Genomic DNA, 19,907 nt, shown 5'->3' on the forward strand with positions numbered 1-19,907 from the left:
GCTTTCGCCGACCGGTTGGAAGACCAACCGTTCCGGAGGTGCTTAGAAGGGCGCGTCGTCAGGCAAGGGGTGACTGTCGCCGACGGGCCGAGAAGCCGATCGTTTCGGTGGTGGTTCAGAGCCCGAGCTCGGTGATGGTTCGAGGCGGGGGCTCGGTGGTGACTCAGGCCAGGGTGGGTGTGCGGGGTTCGCGGGCTCGGTGATGTGCACTCGTCCGATCGGGGACGTCCATTGCAGCTCGCGGCCGGGCAACGCGTTCACTGTCCAATCGGATTCGTGCTTCAAGTGGTGATGCTTCGAGCACAGGCTCGCGAGGTTGGCGTGGGAGGTGTCGCCGCCTTCTGCCCAGGCGTGGACGTGGTCGAGTTCGCAGCGTTGTGCCCGACGTCGGCAGCCCGGGAACCGGCAGGTCTCATCCTCAATCGTGAGCGCCAACCGCAGATCAGCGGGGATGCGGTAGCTTTCCCGCCCGACGGAGAGGGCGTGGCCGGTGATGGGGTCGGTCAGCCACCGGGTCACGCTCGGTGCGTCTGCGGTCAGGCGGCGGGCCGTCACGGGGTCGATCGGCCCATACCCGTGCAGTTCGGCGGGCTCCTCCGTGTGGCCCAGAAGGGACAGTGCCGGGACGGTGAGGATCACCTGCGGGCGGACACTCCGCGCCGCGGTAGCAAGGTCCCCGTCGGGGTCTAGGAGTAGGGCGATTGCCGCGTCGCAACGGCGCTGGGCGTGGGTGCGGGGCTCGTCGGGGCCGCGCTGGGAGCGGGCGATCTGGTCGAGCTTGTCATCGATCGCGATCGCCTCCGCGGCCGGCAGCAGCACGCTCAGCTGCGCCATCCCGTCCGCCGCCGGATCCACCCACACACCCCGACGAGCAAGAGCTTCCACGTGTCGCTTACGGGGCGTCTCGGGGTGGACCCGTTCGCGGTAGATCCGGGCGCGCTGGGTGAACTGCGCCACCGTCAACCGCGCCGCAGCCGGCAGCAACGCCGCCTCGAACTCCCCATGCGCCTCCACCGGGACCGTCGAGCACTGCGCCACCATCACATGCGCATGCCGACCCGTGATCTCCCCAGCCTGCAAAGCAGCCAACGTCAACGGCAACGACGTGACGAGGGTCTCGGCATCCGTCACCATGCTGCCCACCGTGCACTCCGGAACACGCAGCGTCGTACCGACCTCAGCAACCAGCAGACGCTTCTCGTCTTCCGTGTGAGCGAACCCACACACCGCCGACTCCTCCGCATCCAGCCCCAGGGTGCGCCCTCGAGCACGACGCGACAACCGGGCGACCGCCACCAACTTGTCTGCCTCGAGCGACGCCTGCCGTCGGGTGATGTCGTGGACGTAATCGAGATCGGCATCGAAGGCGGCGCGCGCGTCGAATTGACGCCGGGGCCCGGCATCCGTCGCATCCACCATCCCTATCATGAGATTAATTCAATCAGCGACCACCGACATCGAGGCCTTGGAAGCCGTCGGGACTGCCGCGCGCTCCGCGCTTGCCCTCGATGGATGGGGTCCAGCCACGCGCATCCGTCGCCAATCAAGGACGATGACGACAAGGCAACCGACCCCGACAACCCGGCCACACCCATCGAGGGCAAGCGCGAAGCGCGCGGCAGCCCCGACGACAACCGTGATGGCCATGCAGCCACCCGTGACCCCTGTCAAAGTTGAACCATGCCCACCGTCGAGTCCCGCTGCGTCATCCCCGTCCCCCCGCACGTCGCGTTCGCCGTCTCGCAGACCACAGGTGACATCCGCCTCCGCTGGGACCCGTTCATCCGCAGCCAGCACCTCCTCGACGGCGCCACGGTCCCCGCCAAGGGCGTGCGCACCTTCACCCAGCAGCGTTTCGGGTTCCGCATGGAGAGCGAATACGTCTCCTACAACCCGCCCTTCAACGTGGGGATGAAGATGACGAAGGGCTCTTGGTTCTTCGAGCGGCTCGCCGGCGGATGGCGTTTCACGCCGCTGGAGGGCGACCCCGGCAGCACGGTCGCCGTCTGGCGCTACAACTTCGCCTGCAAGCCCCGCTGGCTGGCTCCCCTGGCCGAACGGATCGGCGCCTTCGTGCTGCAGCGGGACATCGACCGTCGCATCCGGGGGTTCGCTCGCGGCTGCGAGGATCCCGTGGTGCGGGCGCACATCGATCAGACACCTGGCACGACGCCGTGATCCGCCGCTCTCGGCCCGGAGACGAGGGCTCGGGTCGAGAGCGACGGACGGGCGAGGCGTGTCGACGATGAAGCGGGAACCGGACTCAGCGGTTGACGGCGCGGCGACCAGAGACGCGGGTCCAGATGAGCAGCACGATGATCGCGCCGATGATCGAACCGATGATGCCGGCCGGCTGGAAGAAGCCGTCCATCGGGTCGTGCTGGAAGATCAGGAAGCCGAGGAAGCCGCCCACGAACGATCCGACGATGCCGAGCAGGATGGTCATCGGAATGGAGAGGTTCTGCTTTCCCGGAACGATGAGGCGTGCCAGTGCACCGGCGATGATGCCGATGACGATGAGGCTGATGATGAGACCGATCATGATGTGAGTCCTTCGGGTTTCTCGGATGCGCCGAATGCGCATCTCGCCGCCGACCTCGGCCGGCTCTGCCCAGCGAACCACGCCCGACGGTGGGCCGGGTCACCCCTAGGGGTGGTCTTCACCGCCCCCACCGGGTGTACCGTCAGGACATGAGCAGCACCACGCGCAGCGAGCCCATCCGGGTGGCCCTCGTCGACGACTACGACGTGGTGCTGGCCGGGCTCGCCCACATGTTCGACCGCTATCGCGACCGCATCCTGGTGTGCGAGATCGATGCGAACGCCGCTCTCGACGACCAGGTCGACATCGTCTTGTACGACTCCTTCGCGCAACCCGAGTCCGATCAGCAGGAGCTCAGCGCCCTGGTGCGCAATCCGCGCGCCCGCCGCGTCGTGGTCTACACCTGGAACTTCCACCCCGAGCTCGTGCAGAGCGCTCGGCAGCAGGGTATCCACGGCTACCTCTCCAAGACCCTCGCGGCGCGCGACCTCGTCGCGGCCCTGGAAGCGGTGCACGCGGGAGACACCGTCGTGAGCACACCGCCCCGGCGATCCGGCAGCGCCCTCGGGCTCGACTGGCCGGGCCGGCACGAGGGCCTGACCGACCGCGAATCCGAGATCCTCGCTCTCATCACGCAGGGCAAGAGCAACGCGGAGGTCGCGACGCTCACCTATCTGAGCCCGAACACCGTCAAGACCTACATCCGCGCCATCTACGGCAAGATCGACGCGAAGAGCCGCACCCAGGCCGTGCTGTGGGGCATCGCGCACGGCTTCGCGCCCGACCACCACCGCATCGACCACTGGCTCGGCGGGCCGTAGGTTCTGCACCTAGGCCCTAGGCCAGGCACGGCCGGACGCGACCTCTCTCAGGACTCTTCGATGTCGGAGAACAGGATGCGCACCCCGCCGGTCGCGAGGCCGAAGATGCTCGGGAAGAGCGCACCTGCCTCCGCGGTGGTCACGGCCGCGCTGGCGGCGTCGTAGTCGGTGAAGTAGAGGTCGATCTGGCGGTAGGCGGGCGTCGGCGAACCGTCCTCCTTCGGCCACACCTTCGCCGTCTCGATGCGCTGCAGGCCCGGAAGCGCCTTGGCCAGAGTGACCTGCTCGGGGTACGCGGCCTCGAACGCGTCGGGATCGGCGGGGTTGTCGTAGATGACGGTGATCTTGGTGGGCATGGCGTTCCCTCTCGTCGAGCGGCACCCGGTGGGCGCACGCCTCGAACGTTACGCCGTGACCAGTGACACGATCAACAGCACGAGCAACACGCCCAAAGACGCCAGGCTCACCCGGAACGCCGTCCCCCGGTTCCGGCGCGGGAAGGCGAGCGGCAGCAACAGCGCCGTGACGAAACCGGCCACGACGGCCAGCACCGTGCCGAAGATCAGCCCGTAGCCGTGCAGGTCGCCATCCGTCAGCCCGAAGCGGCTGCTGACCGCCATCCAGGCCGAGAGCACGAACACCGCCCCGACCGCGGCGGCGGCCACACCCGCGACGATCCGCCCGGCGAGAGCGAGGCCCTTCGCCGGGGATCGAGTTTCGGATGCCGTCATGCAGCCACTCTACGGGCCGTGATCACCGCCGGCCCAGGGGCGGGGGACCCTGGGCCGGCGATGGGTCAGTGGTGGATCACGTACGCGATCGGCTCCGGCAGCTTCGCCTCCGCCCGCACGCGGCGGGCCAGGCGTTCGATCGACTTCAGGGCCGCCACCACCTCGACCGGCCGCACCTCGAAAGGCATCGCGTGGATGGTCTCGCCCGGCACCGTCGCGAGCTCCGCGACCTGGGCGAGCTCGGGCGAATCCGCGTCGAGCCCGATCTCGGTGAGCGTGGTCGGCAGGCCGACCCGGGTGGTGAACTCGATGAAGTCACGGATGTCGGCGGTCGGGGCCCCCTCCATCACCAGCTGGGTGATCGAGCCGATGTTCACCTTCTGGCCGTGCGCCAGTCCGTGCGTCTGGGGCGCTGCGGTGAGCCCGTTGTGGATGGCGTGCGCCGCCGCGAGTCCGCCCGACTCGAAGCCGAGGCCCGAGAGCAGGGTGTTCGCCTCGATGACCTTCTCCACCGCGGGGGTCACCACGTGGTCGCGCACGGCGTCGAGGGCCGGCAGCGCGTTCTCCCAGAGCACGTCCCAGCTGAGCCGGGCCAGTGCGGTGCCGGTCTCGGTGGGCAACCCGCCCGCCATCGTGTTCGAGTTCGACCGCGACGTCGCCCGGGCCTCCAGCCAGGTCGCCAGCGCATCGCCGACCCCGGCCGCGAGGAAGGCCGCCGGCGCATTGGCCACCAGCTGCGAGTCCACCAGCACGAGGTCGGGGTTGCGCGGGAAGAACCGGTACTCCTCGAACGCGCCGTCCTCGGTGTAGATGACCGCGAGGGCCGAGGTCGGCGCATCCGTCGACGCCACCGAGGGCACGGTGACCCAGCGGATGCCCGCCAGGAAGCCCGCCGACTTCACCGCGTCGATCGTGCTGCCGCCGCCGAGGGCCACCACGACGTCGGCACCGGCATCCGCGATGACGCCGACCAGGCGGTCGATCTCGCCGGAGGTCGGGATGCCGTTGAACTTCTCCCGGCGCACGGGCAGGCCGGATGCGGCCAGCGAGGCCTCGACGTCGTGACCGACGAAGCCCCACACCACGTCGTCGGCCACCAGAAGCGGCGTCGAACCGATCGGGGCGAGGTACTCCCCCAGTTTCGTGATGGCTCCGGGGCCCTGCACGTAGCGGCCGGGACTGATCACCGTGCGGATGGGAAGGCTGGTGGACATGTCGTTCTCCTGACGTCGTTGTCGGGTGGTGGGTGGTTAGGGGATCAGGATGGCGCGCCCGCGCACGCGGCCGGCATCCAGGTCGTCGATGGCCTGCTGGAAGTCGTCGAGCGCGTACGTGGCGGTGTGCAGCGTGACGAGCCCTCGCGCGGCCAGCACCATCAGCTCGGTGAGGTCGTTGTAGCTGCCCACCAGGTTGCCGATGAAGTTGATCTCGTTCGAGATGATGTCGATCGTGGGGATGTCGATGTTCTCGCCGTAGCCCACCACGAAGAAGTCGCCGGCCTGGCGCAGCATCTGCACGCCCTCAGAGGTGGATCCGCCCTCGCCGACGAAGTCGACCACGACCTCCGCTCCGTAGCCGTCGGTGAGCTCCAGAACGCGCGTCACGTGCGAGCCGTCGGCAGATGCCACCACCGTGTGGTCGGCGCCGAGCGAGGCGGCCAGCTCGAGCGCGGCCGGATTGCGGTCGACCACGATCAGTTCGGAGGCCGTGAGTGCCTTCAGCACCTGGATGCCGATGTGCCCGAGGCCGCCCGCCCCGATGATCACGCAGCGATCGGCCGGCCGGAGCTTGCGCGCGGCCTTCGCCGCCGCGTGGTAGGCCGTGAGTCCGGCGTCGGCGAGAGCGGCGACTTCCGCAGGTTCGAGCGAATCGGCGATGCGCACCACGCTACGGGCGCTGGTCTTGAGGAACTCGGCGTATCCGCCATGGGTGTCGATTCCCGGGAACGCGCTCTGCGTGCAGTGCACGTCGTCGCCCAGCCGGCACGCCCGGCAGAGCCCGCAGGTGATCAGCGGATGCACGATCACCTTGTCGCCGACCGCCACGTTCGTGACGGCACTGCCGATCGCATCCACCCAGCCCGCGTTCTCGTGCCCGATCGTGTACGGCAGTGCTACTCCGGACTTCTGTTCCCACTGCCCCTCGAGGATGTGCAGGTCGGTGCGGCAGACGCCGGCGCCGCCGATCCGTACGATCACGTCGAACGGCCCGGTCACCTCCGGCTTCGGGATCTCGGTCAGCTGCAGGTCTTGGTGGTAGCCCACCACCTGCACGGCTCTCATGGTGCTCATGCGACGCTCCTTCGCGTGGTTCTGATGAGGGAGGAAACGGGAAAGAAGTTCTCCTCGGGCCGCGGCGTCTGGTCGGCCTCCGAGCCGGGGTACCGGGTGGCGAGCAGGCCCCGGCAGAAGTGCGCGTTGCCGTCGAGGGAGATGCGGGTCGAGCGGGCACGGCGCAGGGCGAGGGCGGCGGAGGCCACCGGATGCGGCACCCCCCGATCGTCGACCAGCACCGGCTCCGAGTCGTCGATGCTCAGTCCGAGCGTCTGCCGCCGGCGCAGCAGCGCCTCCTTGGCGACGTCGTCGGGCAGGTCACCGAGAACCACGGATGCGACATCCTGCTCCTCGATGTCGGACCGGGCGCGCAGCAGCGCGGTCAGCGCCCGCTCCATCGCCGCGGTGTGGGCCTTGCGCTGGAAGGTGGCGCGCAGCTCGTCGAGGTCGCTCTCGGCCTCGTGGCGGAAGGTGCCGAGGTAGCCCGCGTCGGCCGCGAGACCCCGATTGATGATGTCGGAGTCGTGGTGGTCGTCGAGTTCCACCACCACCCGCCCGGTGTCCGGCAGGGCGGTGAGCACGTCTTTCGCGTCCGACGCCATCAGGTAGGCGAAGTTGGGCGCGCAGAACGAGGTGGGCAGGCGCAGATGCACTTCGAGGCCGTCATCCGTGAACCGCACCGACCGCACGAAGCCGAGATCGGTGATGGGCTCGTCGAGCTCGGGGTCGATCACCGCGCCGAGGGCACGCAGCACGTCGTCCTCGGTGAGCACGAGCAACGCGGGGGCCTCCCCCGGCGCCGATCGGACGGCGGTGCCCATCACACGGCCGCCAGGTCGGCGCGCTCCGGCTGGCGCGGGCCGGTCGCGGTCTCGTCGGCGGCGGGGAGCTGCAGCTCGGCCGGCACCGGGATGTCGTACATCTTGGCCGCGTTCAGCCCGAGGATCTTGCGCTTCTGATCCATGGTGATCGGCGCGTACTCGGTCATGTCCTCGGGGATCTGGAAGTTCACGAAGGCCTCGATCAGCCACTTCGGGGTCCACAGCGCGTAGTCGGAGGAGAACTGGATGCGGTCCTCGCCGATCCAGTAGATGAGCTCGCCGATGATCTGCGCGAAGTAGCGCGGACGGGTGTGGATGAAGGGCATGGCCACCGCGAGGCCGCCGTGCACGTTCGGCTCCTGCGTGGCGATCCAGCAGAAGTCCTCCAGGCGCGGGAGGCCCACGTGCTCCACCACGAAGTTGAGGTCGGTGAAGTCGGTGGCGACGTGGTCGATGTCGGCCACGTCGAAGGCGTCGCGGTCGAGCGGGCGGATGGTGGGGCCCTTGTGCACGTGGATGTTCGTGATGCCGAGTTCCCGGCACAGCTCGAAGTAGCGGTAGGCCCAGGGGTCGTCGAGCTTCCAGCCGCGGGACTCGCCGTGCCACTCCGCGGTGTAGAGTTTCACGCCTTTCAGGCCGAAGCGCTCGTGGTCGGCTCTCAGCTGGTCCAGGCCCGCCTCGCCGTAGCGCGGGTCGAAGTTGTGGTTGTAGGTGAGCTTGTCGGGATGCGCCTGAGTCAGCGCCCAGGCCTCCTCGGTCTGCCCGAATCCGGTCTTGTAGAACTCGGTCAGCGCGGCCGGCTGGAAGATGGCGTGGTCGACGATGTCGTCGGCGAAGACGTCGCGCATGAAGCGCTCGCCGCCCTGGTAGAGGTACTCCTCGTAGGGCCACTTCTCCGACTCCGGGGAGAGGTTGGCGTGGTAGTCGTAGAAGCAGTCGATGAACTGCTTGCCGTGGATGTTGCGCTGATTCTCGGGCCGCGCATCCCACAACGCCACGTGGGCGTCGACGATGAAGAACTTCTCGCCGTCTTTGGTGTACATGTCTGCTCCTTTGCCGCATGCGGAGGATCATCGATCCCTGCCGACGACGCTAGGCGGCATCCGCAGCCCCGTGTCCGGCGGCCGGTCTCATTGTGAGACGAGCGCAGGCGACACCGGGCTCCGGGCGACCTAGACTGGCGGCGACGGACGACGGCAACGGTGCTGCGACTGCGAAGGTGCTGATGGACTCTCACGATCTCCCCTCCCGCGCCCACGAGCGCCCGGCGCCGATGGCCGCGATTCCGCCGCGGCTCCTGGCCTCCTGGCAGCGCAGCGAACACTACGGTGTGCCGCTGGACGAGGTGCAGCCCGTGTTCTCGGGCACCTATGACGACGAGTCGCTGTTCTCCGAGTGCGGCCGGGAGGTTCTCGCCGAACTGCACAACACCCTGGCGTCCGAGCCGGTCGGGCTGATGCTGACGGATGCCGACGGGCTCGTGCTCAACCGCCTGAGCGGCGACCAGCAGCTGCTGCAGGCCCTCGACCAGGTGCACCTCGCGCCCGGCTTCTCCTATTCCGAGCGCGCGGCCGGCACCAACGGGCTGGGGCTCGCGCTGGCCGATCGCGTTCCCTCGCTCGTGCGGGCCGACGACCACTACTCGCGCAGCCTGTGCGGCTACACCTGTGCGGCGGCCCCCATCTTCGATCCGGTAAGCGGGCGGCTGGAGGGTGCGGTGAACTTCACCACCTGGTCGGATGCCCGCTCCGAACTGCTGCTCGCCCTGGCCCAGACGGCGGCGACCTCGACCGCCAACCTGATGCTGGCCCGATCGCACGGTCATCGACCGCGCCCGGCCTCGCGAGGTCAGGTCTTCCGCATCGAGGCGCTGAGTCAGGTGCCCGGGGCCGACGGGGACCTCGAGCTCTCCGACGCCTGGAGCGATGCCGTGAGCCGTGCGGTCGAGGCCCTCCGGGAGGGCCGAGTCGTGGCGGCGGTGGGCGAACGGGGCAGCGGACGCGCCAGCCTCTTGGCACAAGCGGAGCGCACGCTGAATCCGCGTGGCCGACTGCTCGCCGTGCGCGCCCCCGAGCCGCACGACGTCGAGTCCTGGTTGTCGTTCTGGACACCGGAGCTCTCCCGACCCGACGGCGGTTTCGTGATCTGCGACACCGACGACCTGCCCGTACCGGCCGCGGAGCGACTCCGCGAACTGATCGTCACGGCCCGTGGATCGTCGACCGGCGCCTACGGGATGTCGGCCGAGCACTTCGACGCGATCCCGGCCTCGCTCGCCTCCTTGGTCGACACGGTCGTGCAGGTGCCGCCCCTGCGGGAGCGGGTGAGCGACATCCTGCCGCTCGCCGCGCACCTCGCTCACCGGGTGCGCGGCCGGCAGGTCGATCTCACGCCCACGGCGGCGCGCGCGCTCACCGACTACGCCTGGCCGGGCAACGTGGCCGAGCTCGCCACGGTGATGAAAGACGCGGCCGTCCGCACCGACGTGATCGACGCCCGCCCCCTGCCGCCGGAGCTGCTCTCGCGTGCCGAGCACCTGCCGCGCATCAAGGCGTTCGAGCGCGATGAGATGGTGCGCGTGCTCACCCGCCCGGGCGTCGGCATCGAAGACGCCGCCCGGGAACTGGGGATGAGCCGCGCCACCGTCTACCGCAAGATCGCGGTCTACGGCATCCGCCTGCCTTAGCGCCAGCCGAGGGCCGGGGCCACCTCGGTGAGGATCGACTCGATGACGTGGGCGTTGTACTCCACTCCGAGCTGGTTCGGAACGGTGAGCAGCAGGGTGTCAGCCTCGGCGATCGCCTCGTCTTCGGCCAGCTGCTGGATCAGGCGTTCGGGCTCGGCGGCGTAGCTGCGGCCGAAGATGGCGCGCATGCTGGCGTCGATGTTGCCGATCTGGTCTTCACTGTCGCCGCTGCCGCCGAAGTAGGCACGGTCTTGGTTGTTCGTGATGGCGAAGATGCTGCGACTCACCGAGACCCGGGGCTCGAAGTCGTGCCCCGCATCCGCCCAGGCCGACCGGAACTCGCGGATCTGCTCCGCCTGCTGCACGTGGAAGGGCTGACCCGTCTCGTCGACCTTGAGGGTCGAGGACTGCAGATTCATGCCGAGCTCCGCCGCCCAGCGTGCGGTGGCGTTCGAGGCCGCACCCCACCAGATGCGCTCGCGAAGGCCCTCGGAGTGCGGCTCGATGCGCAGCAGACCGGGCGGGTTCGGGAACATCGGCCGCGGGTTCGGCTGCGCGAAGCCCTCGCCCTTCAGTACCTGGAGCAGCACCTTGGTGTGTTCACGCGCGAGGTCGGCGTCATCCTGACCCTCGGCCGGCTGGTAGCCGAAGTAGCGCCAACCCTCGATGACCTGCTCGGGTGATCCCCGGCTGATGCCGAGCTGCAGTCTGCCGCGCGAGATCAGGTCGGCCGCGCCCGCATCCTCGGCCATGTAGAGCGGGTTCTCGTAGCGCATGTCGATGACGCCGGTGCCGATCTCGATGGTCTTCGTGCGGGCGCCGACCGCGGCCAGCAGCGGGAACGGCGAACCGAGCTGCCGGGCGAAGTGGTGCACGCGGAAGTACGCGCCGTCCGCTCCCAGCTCTTCGGCGGCGACGGCGAGGTCGATCGACTGGAGGAGGGTGTCGGAGGCGCTGCGCGTCTTCGACTGCGGCGACGGCGTCCAGTGTCCGAAGGAGAGGAAGCCGATGTTCTTGCGTTTCGTAGCGGTCACAGCCGGTGCAACGCCGGACCGCGGATGCGCATTCCCGCTCACACACCCGCCTGTGCGGGGGCGGCCGGCTTCTCGGCGACGGCCACGCGCGCGCTGCGCGGCACGCCCCACCGCTTCAGGCACGGACGCCACCGCGGCGGGTTCGCCACCACGGCGGTGGGCGGCACCAGCTCGCGCGCGACGTAGCGCAGGATCAGCAGCGCCACCACGATGGTGACGATGGTCAGGATGTTCGCGAGGGCGCCGAACACGATCGCGTCGCCGATGGAGGGCACCGCGGTCTGCCCGATGGTGTTGCCGGTTCCCGAGCTGCGGGCCGCGCCGATCCCGTCGTGCACCGAGTGCAGCACCACGGCGATCAGCCAGCCGACGAACCCGGCGAGCGTCACGGCGCGACCGGCCCGGTGGGCGGCCAGCCAGATGAGCGAGGCGGCGATCGCCGTCCAGAGCGGATGCGGGATCTCCGCCACCCCACGCACCAGGCCGGCCAGCACGGTGCCGTTCTCACCGGTCGCGGAGGTGACGTAACCGAAGCCCTCCCACACACCGAAGGCGGCACCGGAGATCAGCACCATCAGCACGCCGGCGCGCGGATCGCCGAAGGTGCGCCGCGCGAACACCAGCAGCAGGAGCGGCAGCAGCAGCTTCGAGGTCTCCTCCACGGGCCCCGACAGCCAGAGGTCGGCTGCGAACGGCACGCCGAGCGCGGGTTCGAGCACCGGCTCGATCGCGTAGGCGACCAGGTTGGCGACCGCGCCCGACACCAGCCCCGCCCCCACGATCAGGCCGAGCCTCGGGAGTTCGCCGAAGCGCAGCAGGCGGTCGAAGAACAGGATCACCGCGGAGAGGATGGCGAGCATCCCGACGGCGGCGACGATCTTCCACCAGTCCGTGGTCGCCCCGTCGCCCAGGAAGCCGGCCCAGGCCACGAGCACCAGACCGACCACGAGCGACCAGAACCACGGACGCGCGGCGAACACGAACGGCCGGACCCTCCACGGCGCCACCGCGCCGGACGGGTCGCCGGTGCGGGCCTGTCGGGTCCAGGCGGAGCCGTCCCACTCGCCGACGACATCGTGCCGCCCGGTCGCATACCACCCTGCCACGGCGGCTTCGGTCGTCGTCGGATGCTGCATCGTTCCCCCTGTGTCAGTCCCCGTGTGGATCGTCCCCTCGGCGTCCACCGTCGCCGGCGAGTCGTGTCGCCACGAAAACCCTATCGGTGCGATCACTAGGCTCGAGCCATGCCGCAACACGACGATCCACGCCCCACCGAACAGCAGCTGGAGGCCTCCGAGCACACCGAGAAGCGCTCGGTCGCCGGCGAGACCCGCTACTACGTCAAAGACTTCGAGAAGCACCTGAGGGCGTGGGGCCATCCGAACCCCGACGGGCTCGTGTCGTACTTCACCCCCGACGGGAAGTTCCATGCCGAGGGCGTCGAGCGCGAACACCAGCTGCAGATGATCGGCATCATCGGCGCGAGCGCGGTCTAGAGCGGCGGTTCGCCTGCGCCGTCACCGGCGCCATGGGCGCTGCTCGGCCGAGAACGAACAAGCAGCCCGGTCACGGGCTCGGCTGCTCGCGCCGGAACGTCGTGAGGCCCTGACGCGAGCGGGACGACGAGAGGCCACTGGCCTCAAGACGGCGCGTGATGATCGCCGGTAACGGCGGGATGGTCGGCGCGGTGCCCTTGGGAACCCGTGCCATTCCGGCCACGAGCGACAGTTCGCGGCCGCCGGAGTGCACCTCCAGACGGGCGTAGTCGCCATCGCACCGCCACCGCAGCAGATCGATCTCGTCGAAGGACGCGTCGAGGGCCGTCGCGCCCGCACGCACGCGCAGCCGCTCGGGCCCGATCCGCAGTTCGCAGTTCACGCTGCGCCGGTGCAGCAGGGACTTCAGGAGCAGGTACCCGGGGAGTGTGAGTCCGGCCCCGACGACGATGATCACGAGGCGCGGGCCGAGCCGTTCCGCCAGGTCGCCGGTGAGAATGAGCAGGGTCGCCGCGATGCCGCCGAACACCACGACGACGGCCGCGATCGCGAGCCCGAGCGTGCGCATCCGCAGGGGAACCGCCGGGAATCGCAGAAGCGACGCCTTGCCCTCGTGCTCCCACGCCGGGCCGGCCGGCGGAGCGACCCGCTGCGCCCGCGAGGACACCAGGGCGGTGACCCGCCCGATCAGGGTGATCCAGATCCAGCCCGCCGCAGGAGCCGAGGCGAACTGCGCCACGGCGAAGGCGGCCTTCGCCGGATCGTCCAGGACATCGGCGAGCCCCGCCCCGAACGACACCATCGCCCAGAGCAGCACCCCGGCCAGCACTGCACCGATCACGTGCACCAGAGCGCCGAGGCCACGTCGTCGCATCCGGAGCGTCGCGTTCACGAACCCCGCACCGCAGAGCCAGCCCCCGATGATGGCCAGGAGGAACGCCACGAACCCGATCTGCGGATCGGCTATGACCAGCGGCACGGATGCTCCGAGCAGCAGCGCTGCCCAGAGCCACGGATTGCCGAGGACGCGGCTGGCGAGCGAGCGCGACGCGCGTTCTTCGGGAACGGTTTCGGTTGGCGCTTCCCCTTGGGCGGGCCGGGCGGTGCGAGACATCCCGACGAGTCTATTCAGGCATCTGCTCCGGTCTCCGCTCGGGTAGCGAGAGTCGCCGGTAGGGTGCCCGGTGGGCCGATGCGGTGAAAAAAGCTGCAAATAACGCCGACCGGGGCCGTATATGAGGTCGGTCAGCGTTATTTGCAGCCTTTTTTGACCATGACCCGCTCGCTCAGGGCGTGCGCGGCGGCGAGGTGCGGCACGGGTGGAGCTGCTCGAAGGCGGCGGCCAGCGCGAGCAGCCGCGCGTCCGCGTAGGCGGGCCCGGCGAAGGTGAGGCCGATCGGCATGCCGATGTCGCGCAGGTCTCCCATCGGCACGGTCACCGTGGGGATGCCCAGGTGGCGGATCGCGAGGTTGCCGTTCGCGACCCAGACGCCGTTCTGCCAGCCGGCGTCGGCCGAGGCGGGGTTCACGTCCATGTCGGCGGGCCCCACGTCGGCCACGGCCGGGAAGATCACCGCGTCCAGGCTGAGCCCCCGCATCCACTCCTCCAGGTCGAGGCGGCGGGTCTCCTCGAGTCCGCGCACGCCGTCGGCCAGCGCCGGGATGTCGGTGAACGCGTCGTATGGATGCTCGCGCACCTGCTCCGGATACGTCGCGATGTCGTCGTCGAAGCCGTCGTACCGGTCGGGCAGCGCACCGTCGGGGTGCGGGAAGATGCGGCTTCCGTCGACGCCGTCGAGCGAGCCGAGCGCGGGGTCGCCGTTGGCGCGCAGGAAGTCGTCCCAGGCCCAGGCGGACAGGTCGACGATCTCCCGCCGGAGGTACTCGGGCGACACGAGACCGCGCGTGGCGAGGGTGGGCGCGCCGGCCCGGTCGCCCTCGTAGTTGCTGACGGCGGGGAAGTCGACCTCGACCACCGTGGCTCCGGCCGCCTCGAGCGCCGCACGCGCGGCGGCGAACAGCTCGAGCGAGCTGGGCCGCGGCTCGATCCGCCGCCCTGTGGGGCCGCCGATGCCGGTCGCGCCGACACCGGCCTGCTCGTCCGTTCCCAGGTACATCCGGGGTACGCCGAACCGCACGCCCTCGAGAGCCGCACGCGCCTCTCCCTGTGTGGCCGGCGCGAGGCCGGTGAACGACGGCGGGCGGATGCTCGACGCAGCCGGCACGGGAATCCACGGCTGCGCCCGCCAGAAGTCGCCGCGCCGATCCGGGTCGTCGTGCACCACGACATCGAGCACCTCGAGCAGATCAGCCATCGTGCGCGCGTGCGGCACCACCACATCCATCGTGGGCACGAGCGGCCAGTTGCCGCGCACCGAGATGACCCCGCGCGAGGGCGTGTAGGCGCACAGGGCGTTGTTCGACGCCGGCGCCCGGCCGCTGGACCAGGTCTCCTCGGCCAGCCCGAACGCCGCGAAGCTCGCCGCCGTCGCGGTGCCCGAGCCGTTGGAGGAGCCCGATGCGAACGCCGAGCTGAGATAATCGCCGTTGTAGGGGCTCTCGGCACGGCCGTAGAGGCCGCGCTGCATGCCGCCGTTCGCCATCGGGGGCATGTTCGTGAGGCCGAGGCAGATCGCGCCGGCCGCCCGCAGCCGTTCGATGGTGAAGGCGTCGCGCATCGCCCGCAGGTCGGCGAACGCCGGACTGCCGGCGGCGGCCGTGAGACCGCGCACCAGGTAGCTGTCCTTGGCGGTGTACGGGATGCCGTCGAGGGGGCCGAGCACGCGGCCTTCCCGGCGCCGGGCATCCGAGGCCTGCGCCTCCTCGAGCGCGTCGGGGTTGAGCACCACCATCGCGTTCAGCACCGGACCGCCGCGGTCGAACCTCTCGATGCGGTCGAGATAGACGTTCACCAGGTCGACGGCCGTCGCCCGGCCGGTCTCCAGCGCTCTGCGCAGCTCGGCGATCGAGGCTTCGACGACTTCGATACTCATGATGCGGCACTCATGATGCGGCGCCCGTCACGATGCCCCGACGACCGCGGGCTGCTGCTGCGTGATGCAATGGATGCCGCCGCCGCGGGCGAAGATCTCCCGCGCGTCGACCGTCACGACCTCGCGCCCCGGGTATACGGAGGCGAGGATCTCCGCAGCCCGTGCATCCGCCGTCTCCTCGCCGAACCCGCAGGCGATCACCGCGCCGTTCAGCACGTAGTGGTTCACGTAGCTCCAGTCGACGAAGCCGTGGGCGTCGCGCAGGGTCGCGGGCGCCGGCAGCTCGACGATCTCGAACGAGCGGCCCGCCGCATCCGTCTGCCCGGCGAGGGCGTCGCGGATCTCCCCCATCACGACGTGGTCCGGATGCTCGGGGTCGGGTTGGGCGTGCAGCAGCAGGCGGCCGGGTGAGGGCATCGCCGCCACGATGTCGACGTGCCCGTTCGTGCCGAAGTCGTCGTAGTCGCGGGTGAGACCGCGCGGCAGCCAGACCGCGTGCGTGGCGCCGATCGTGCGGCGCATCTCCGCCTCCACGCGCTGCTTGTCGGCGAACGGGTTGCGGTTCGGGTCGAGCTGCACCGTCTCGGTCAGCAGCACCGTGCCCTCGGCGTCGACGTGGATGCCGCCGCCCTCGTTCACGAGCAGCGAATCGATCAGCTCCGCTCCGGCCAGGCCCGCGACGAAGCGGCCGTGCTCGGCCGACTTCTGCCACGCGGCCCAGGCGGGCGCGCCCCAGCCGTTGAAGATCCAGTCGACCGCGCCGAGCACACCCGGGCGCTCGTCGTCGAGCACGAAGGTGGGGCCCGAGTCGCGCATCCAGAACTCGTCGACCGGGGTCTCGTGCAGCTGGATCGCGCCGTCCAGCAGACGTCGCGCGTGACCGATCTCGGCGGGATCCACCAGCATCGACACCGGCTCGAACGCCGCGACCGCGTTGGCCACCGCCGACCAGGCCGCGTAGCCCGCCTCCTTCTCGGCATCCGTCGCGCCCAGGGTCTCGCCCTCGCGGGGGAAGGTCATCCAGGTGCGCTCGTGCGGGGATCCCTCGGCGGGCATCGTCCAGGTCATCGGGGCTCCTTCGCGGTCATCGTGTCGAGGATCATCGTGAGGTCGTCGATGCTCGTGCGCGGGTTCAGGATGGCGAACCGGGCGTTCGGCCGGCCGTGGTGGGCGCTCGGCGTCACGAACGCGGTCTGCTGATCGAGCAGGCGGGCCGACCAGGCCGAGTAGTCCGCCTTCTCCCAGCCGTCGCGCTCGAACACCACGACCGACAGCTGGGGCGGACGCACCAGCGAGAACCCGGGCCGCTCCGCGATGATCTGCGCGATGCGCTGCGCCAGAGCGAGCGATTCGGTGATCGCCTCGCGGTAGGCCGCCGCGCCGTAGGTGGCGAGCGAGAACCACAGCGGCATACCACGGGGCCGCCGGGTGAGGTGCGCGGCGAAGTCGGACGGGCTCCAGTCACCGGCCTCGGTGAGGGTGTCGAGGTAGGCGGCGTGCTGGGTGTGCGCCCGGCGGCCCAGCTCCGGATCGCGGTAGAGCAAGGCGCAGGCGTCGAAGGGCGCGAACAGCCACTTGTGCGGATCGACCACGAGCGAGTCGGCGCGCTCCACGCCCGAGAAGCGCGGGCGGGCATCCGGAGACAGCATCGCCGAGAGCCCGTAGGCGCCGTCGACGTGGAACCACACGCCGTGCCGGGCCGCCGCCTCGCCGATCGCGGCGAGGTCGTCGACGATGCCGAAGTTGGTGGTGCCGCCGGTCGCCACCACGGCGAACACGCTGTCGCCGTGCCGCTCGAGGGCCTCGTCGACGGCGGGCCCGCGCAGCACGCCGTCGTCGTCGACGGGAACCGCGACGACCTCCACGTCCATCACCCGCGCCGCCGAGGCGATCGAGGAGTGCGCCTCGGCGCTGCAGACCACCCGCCACCGGTCGGGAGCGGGCCGTCCAGCCTCACGCCCGTTCTCGCGGGCGGTCTCCCGCGCCGCCACGAGCGCCGAGAGATTGCCGAGGGTTCCGCCCTGCACGAAGACGCCGCCCGCACCCGCCGGCAGGCCGAACTCCGTCGCGAGCCAGCGCAGCACCTCGTTCTCGGCGTGCACCGCTCCCGCACCCTCGAGCCACGAGCCGCCGTACAGCGCACTGGCCGACACGACCACGTCGAATGCGGCGGCCGCCTTCGACGGGGCGCTCGGGATGAACGAGAGGTACCGCGGGTCTTCGGTGGTGATGCAGGCCGGCGCCAGGATGTGCTCGAAGATCGACAGCGCCCGGGCCCCGCCGATCCCCTGCTCGGTGATGGTGGGGCCCGCCAGTCGGCTCAGCTCGGCCGGCGACTGCGGCTTGTCCAGCGGCGTGTCCTCGGTGAGCAGGCGCGCGCGCGCGTAGCCGAGCACGCGATCGACGATGTCGCGGTTCTCGTCGGTCACGTCGTGCATCCGCGACGCCGATACGACGGGTGGCAGTGAGCGTGACGTGGGCAGTTCAGTGGGCATCGGGACCTCCGATTGCTCACGATACCGACCCGCGCATCCGGCGACCGGCCCTTGGCGTCGCGACCGGCCGAAACGCAGGTTTCTTGCGCACGACGAGCGAAGTCATCGCCGGTCGCGGCGGAATCCCCCGGGAGACCGACCATCGGGGCACCTCGATAAGATCGACGGATGGTGCGTATCCGGAAGACCGGCTGGAAGACCGCCTACGTCGTCGTGGGCTGGCTGGTCGTCACGGCCGTGGGGTGGCTCGTGTACGGGCTGGGACTTTCCGCGCCACTGCTCTCCGTGGTCGGGAGCGTTCTGTTCCTCGCTCTGGTGCTGGTCGGGGCCCGCATCTTCCGGGGACAGGACGAGCCGGTCACGCCGCCCCGAGCCTGGTGGCGGATGACCGCGAAGCCGACGGCGGGCTTCGTGCTAGGCACGTATTTCGCCCTGTCCCTGCTGTGGGACGTGGTGCTGGCCATCCTCGATCCCACGGGCCAGTTCCCCGGACGACGGAACGCCGATGTCACCACCGTCGTCCTCGGCGCCATCGGATCGGCACCGCTGGTCTTCCTCTACCTCAACTCCTCGATCCGGCTCGTGCGGAACCCACCGGCGGTCGCGCCGGAGGCGCTGCCGGCCTGGAAGCCGATCAAGCGGTGACTCGAATGTCGCCCCGCAACCCCTCTCACCCCGGGGTGCTCCTCCGCTATGGTCTCAGCATGAAGCGCTTCGGGGGTCTCGCCATCGTCACCGGAGCGGTCGCCGCCTCCCTGCTGCTGGGCGGGGGCGCCGCATCGGCACTCGCGGCCCCGGCACCCGCTGCAGGGGCACCCGCCGAGGCCGCCGACTCCCCCGCCGGCAAGAGCTACGTCGCGCTGGGCGACTCGTACTCGGCCGGGTTCGGGCTGACGCCGTTCAGCGACGAGCCGGCCTCGGGCTGCTACCAGGCCGACCAGAACTACCCGCACCTCGTGGCCGAGTCGCTCGGCCTGGTGCTGGATGACCGCACCTGCAGCGGCGCCGTCACCGCGAACATCCGCGACACCCCGCAGGTGACCATCACGGGGGCCGGCACCGCGCCGGTGCAGTCGGATGCTCTCGGCCCCGACACCGACATCGTGACGGTCACCATCGGCGGCAACGACCTCGGCTTCTCCACCGTCGCCCAGACCTGCGTGGCCGAGAGCGCCACCGGACCGCTCGCGCTGAACGCGATCGGCCTCGGCCTGAAGAACTGCAAGCAGTACTACGCCCCCGTGGTCGACGGCATCGAGATAGACCACCTGAAGTACGTGCTCGACAACACGGTGACCCCCGCGCTGGACGAGACCTTCGCCCTCATCCAGGCCAAGGCCCCGAACGCGAAGGTGTTCGTGATCGGGTACCCCGCCATCACCCCGGACGTCGCCAACACCCCGGCGGCCGGATGCTACTCCTCGCCGCTCGGCACGGGCACCGACCCGCTCGCGCCGCCGTTCCCGCAGAACAGCTTCCCGTTCACCGACGTCGACACCCTCTACCTGCACGGCACCGAGGCCCGGCTCGACACGGCGATCGGCCAGGCCGCCACCGCGAACGGCGCGACCTACATCCCCACCATCCCGCTCACCCAGACGCACACCGCCTGCGCGGCCGACGGCGAGGCGTTCATCAACGGCATCGGCTTCAACGACACGAGCGGTACGCCCACCCCCGATCCCGATCTCTTCGTCACGCTCGGCGCGCTGCACCCGAACGCGTCCGGCGTCGCCTTCCTCGCCGAGCAGGTGTCGCAGTCGATCAGCGCGGCCTACGAGGGCGAGGGTGAGGGCGATCCGGAACCCACCGCGACCCCGACCGCCGTGCCGTCTCCCGACCCCACCACAGCGCCCGCGGCCGCCGGCGACCCGAATCGCCCCGGCCTCGCGGCGACGGGGACGGATGCGGTCGCGCTCGGCCTGTCGGCCGCGGCGATGCTCGTGGCGGGTCTCACCGCCGTCGGCTGGCGCCGGCGCCGCGCGCGGTCGTGACCGCCGCCGAGAGCGCGCCCG

General features: G+C 70.3%; 20 protein-coding genes. 6 read left to right on the forward strand and 14 right to left on the reverse strand.

The genetic code is table 11. From position 1 onward, the window contains the following. Positions 1–42: 42 nt before the first annotated feature. Positions 43–1,428, reverse strand: coding sequence for an HNH endonuclease signature motif containing protein (locus Q0D75_RS06615; RefSeq protein ID WP_291050698.1), 1,386 nt, complete (start codon positions 1,426–1,428; stop codon positions 43–45). A gap of 252 nt (positions 1,429–1,680) precedes the next feature. Here Q0D75_RS06615 and Q0D75_RS06620 point away from each other — a divergent pair, with 252 nt between their 5' ends. Then, complete coding sequence (locus tag Q0D75_RS06620) at positions 1,681–2,178, forward strand: SRPBCC family protein (protein WP_291050701.1); 498 nt, start codon at positions 1,681–1,683, stop codon at positions 2,176–2,178. Positions 2,179–2,263: 85 nt separating this feature from the next. On the opposite strand, the gene Q0D75_RS06625 is transcribed toward Q0D75_RS06620, so the two are convergent. Further along, positions 2,264–2,542 carry a GlsB/YeaQ/YmgE family stress response membrane protein gene (locus tag Q0D75_RS06625; protein WP_291050704.1) on the reverse strand — a complete coding sequence of 93 codons (279 nt, stop codon included), beginning with the start codon at positions 2,540–2,542 and terminating at the stop codon, positions 2,264–2,266. Between the two features lie 149 nt (positions 2,543–2,691). On the opposite strand from Q0D75_RS06625, the gene Q0D75_RS06630 reads away from it, so the two are divergent. After that, complete coding sequence (locus Q0D75_RS06630; RefSeq protein WP_291050707.1) at positions 2,692–3,363, forward strand: response regulator transcription factor; 672 nt, start codon at positions 2,692–2,694, stop codon at positions 3,361–3,363. 47 nt (positions 3,364–3,410) lie between these two features. Here Q0D75_RS06630 and Q0D75_RS06635 read toward each other — a convergent pair whose 3' ends face one another. The 6 genes from Q0D75_RS06635 to Q0D75_RS06660 form a co-directional block, all read right to left on the reverse strand. Continuing rightward, positions 3,411–3,719, reverse strand: coding sequence for an EthD family reductase (locus Q0D75_RS06635; RefSeq protein ID WP_291050710.1), 309 nt, complete (start codon positions 3,717–3,719; stop codon positions 3,411–3,413). 48 nt (positions 3,720–3,767) lie between these two features. After that, complete coding sequence (locus Q0D75_RS06640) at positions 3,768–4,094, reverse strand: hypothetical protein (RefSeq protein WP_291050713.1); 327 nt, start codon at positions 4,092–4,094, stop codon at positions 3,768–3,770. Positions 4,095–4,159: 65 nt separating this feature from the next. Continuing rightward, the gene (locus tag Q0D75_RS06645; protein ID WP_291050715.1) at positions 4,160–5,308 is read right to left on the reverse strand and encodes a glycerol dehydrogenase; all 1,149 of its coding nucleotides are present in this window, start codon (positions 5,306–5,308) and stop codon (positions 4,160–4,162) included. A gap of 36 nt (positions 5,309–5,344) precedes the next feature. Further along, positions 5,345–6,385: an NAD(P)-dependent alcohol dehydrogenase gene (locus Q0D75_RS06650; RefSeq protein WP_291050717.1), complete on the reverse strand. Its 1,041-nt coding sequence runs from the start codon at positions 6,383–6,385 to the stop codon at positions 5,345–5,347. Further along, positions 6,382–7,188 carry an iron-sulfur cluster assembly protein gene (locus Q0D75_RS06655; protein WP_291050720.1) on the reverse strand — a complete coding sequence of 269 codons (807 nt, stop codon included), beginning with the start codon at positions 7,186–7,188 and terminating at the stop codon, positions 6,382–6,384. Before Q0D75_RS06655 ends, Q0D75_RS06650 begins: the two co-directional genes overlap by 4 nt. Continuing rightward, positions 7,188–8,231 (reverse strand): amidohydrolase family protein, encoded by a 1,044-nt coding sequence (locus Q0D75_RS06660; protein ID WP_291050723.1) that lies wholly within the window; start codon positions 8,229–8,231, stop codon positions 7,188–7,190. Before Q0D75_RS06660 ends, Q0D75_RS06655 begins: the two co-directional genes overlap by 1 nt. A 182-nt stretch (positions 8,232–8,413) precedes the next feature. On the opposite strand from Q0D75_RS06660, the gene Q0D75_RS06665 reads away from it, so the two are divergent. Beyond that, positions 8,414–9,874, forward strand: coding sequence for a GAF domain-containing protein (locus Q0D75_RS06665; protein ID WP_291050726.1), 1,461 nt, complete (start codon positions 8,414–8,416; stop codon positions 9,872–9,874). Here Q0D75_RS06665 and Q0D75_RS06670 read toward each other — a convergent pair. Continuing rightward, a complete protein-coding gene (locus Q0D75_RS06670) occupies positions 9,871–10,908 on the reverse strand; it encodes an LLM class flavin-dependent oxidoreductase (RefSeq protein ID WP_291050728.1) in 1,038 nt (345 codons plus the stop codon). The genes Q0D75_RS06665 and Q0D75_RS06670 overlap by 4 nt on opposite strands. A 38-nt stretch (positions 10,909–10,946) precedes the next feature. Beyond that, positions 10,947–12,044: a PrsW family glutamic-type intramembrane protease gene (locus Q0D75_RS06675; protein WP_291050731.1), complete on the reverse strand. Its 1,098-nt coding sequence runs from the start codon at positions 12,042–12,044 to the stop codon at positions 10,947–10,949. 108 nt (positions 12,045–12,152) lie between these two features. Here Q0D75_RS06675 and Q0D75_RS06680 point away from each other — a divergent pair, with 108 nt between their 5' ends. Next, positions 12,153–12,404, forward strand: a complete 252-nt coding sequence (locus tag Q0D75_RS06680; protein WP_291050734.1) for a hypothetical protein — start codon at positions 12,153–12,155, stop codon at positions 12,402–12,404. A 70-nt stretch (positions 12,405–12,474) separates the two neighbouring features. Here the strand turns inward: Q0D75_RS06680 and Q0D75_RS06685 are convergent, their stop codons facing one another. The 4 genes from Q0D75_RS06685 to Q0D75_RS06700 form a co-directional block, all read right to left on the reverse strand. Beyond that, positions 12,475–13,518 carry a hypothetical protein gene (locus Q0D75_RS06685; RefSeq protein ID WP_291050736.1) on the reverse strand — a complete coding sequence of 348 codons (1,044 nt, stop codon included), beginning with the start codon at positions 13,516–13,518 and terminating at the stop codon, positions 12,475–12,477. 172 nt (positions 13,519–13,690) lie between these two features. Continuing rightward, positions 13,691–15,397, reverse strand: a complete 1,707-nt coding sequence (locus Q0D75_RS06690; RefSeq protein ID WP_291050738.1) for an amidase — start codon at positions 15,395–15,397, stop codon at positions 13,691–13,693. Between the two features lie 27 nt (positions 15,398–15,424). After that, entirely contained in the window at positions 15,425–16,465 is a 1,041-nt protein-coding gene (locus Q0D75_RS06695) for an agmatine deiminase family protein (protein ID WP_291050741.1), read from the reverse strand. Further along, a complete protein-coding gene (locus Q0D75_RS06700; RefSeq protein WP_291050743.1) occupies positions 16,462–17,835 on the reverse strand; it encodes an aminotransferase class V-fold PLP-dependent enzyme in 1,374 nt (457 codons plus the stop codon). The genes Q0D75_RS06695 and Q0D75_RS06700 overlap by 4 nt, the downstream gene beginning before the upstream one ends. 225 nt (positions 17,836–18,060) lie before the next feature. Here Q0D75_RS06700 and Q0D75_RS06705 point away from each other — a divergent pair, with 225 nt between their 5' ends. Both Q0D75_RS06705 and Q0D75_RS06710 read left to right on the forward strand, forming a co-directional pair. Further along, positions 18,061–18,537 (forward strand): hypothetical protein, encoded by a 477-nt coding sequence (locus Q0D75_RS06705; protein ID WP_291050745.1) that lies wholly within the window; start codon positions 18,061–18,063, stop codon positions 18,535–18,537. A gap of 59 nt (positions 18,538–18,596) precedes the next feature. After that, positions 18,597–19,886 (forward strand): SGNH/GDSL hydrolase family protein, encoded by a 1,290-nt coding sequence (locus Q0D75_RS06710; protein ID WP_291050748.1) that lies wholly within the window; start codon positions 18,597–18,599, stop codon positions 19,884–19,886. The last annotated feature ends 21 nt before the right edge of the window (positions 19,887–19,907 follow it).

Source organism: Herbiconiux sp. (assembly GCF_023264855.1).
GTDB lineage: Bacteria > Actinomycetota > Actinomycetes > Actinomycetales > Microbacteriaceae > Herbiconiux.